General features: G+C 56.6%; 1 protein-coding gene. It reads right to left on the reverse strand.

The window, feature by feature from the left end; translation table 11 throughout:
* On the reverse strand, positions 1-402 hold a 402-nt coding region (locus M3191_RS18300), incomplete at its 3' end, for an exodeoxyribonuclease III (RefSeq protein ID WP_251701742.1).
* Between the last annotated feature and the right edge of the window lie 22 nt (positions 403-424).

The raw sequence follows: 424 nt of genomic DNA on the forward strand, positions 1-424 counted from the left end.
GTTCTGCAGATTCTGATAGAACGCCGCTTTGGCCGGGAATTTGGTTTCATGATCGCGGCTTTCACCCTGCGGGAAATAGCCGTTAATCACTGTGACGTTGCCGAAGGGCGACGGGATCTCCGCCATAATGATGCGGCGCTGAGCCTCTTCGCCATCGTCCGGGAAACCGCGGCGGACGGCAATCGGCGTCTCTTTGGTCAGCAGCGCGACGCCATAATGGCCTTTCTGCCCGTGATAAAAGACGTTATAGCCGAGCCTGGCGACCTCTTCGAGAGGGAACATGTCGTCGTGAACTTTGGTTTCCTGCAGGCCAATCACGTCCGGCTGGTGTTTTTCGACGATGGCGGCCAGTTGGTGTGGGCGGGCACGCAGGCCGTTGATATTAAAAGAGACGAATTTCATAGTCGCTGCCACTGTGCAAGGT

This window comes from Sporosarcina luteola (assembly GCF_023715535.1).
Taxonomy (GTDB): Bacteria; Bacillota; Bacilli; order Bacillales_A; family Planococcaceae; genus Sporosarcina; species Sporosarcina luteola_B.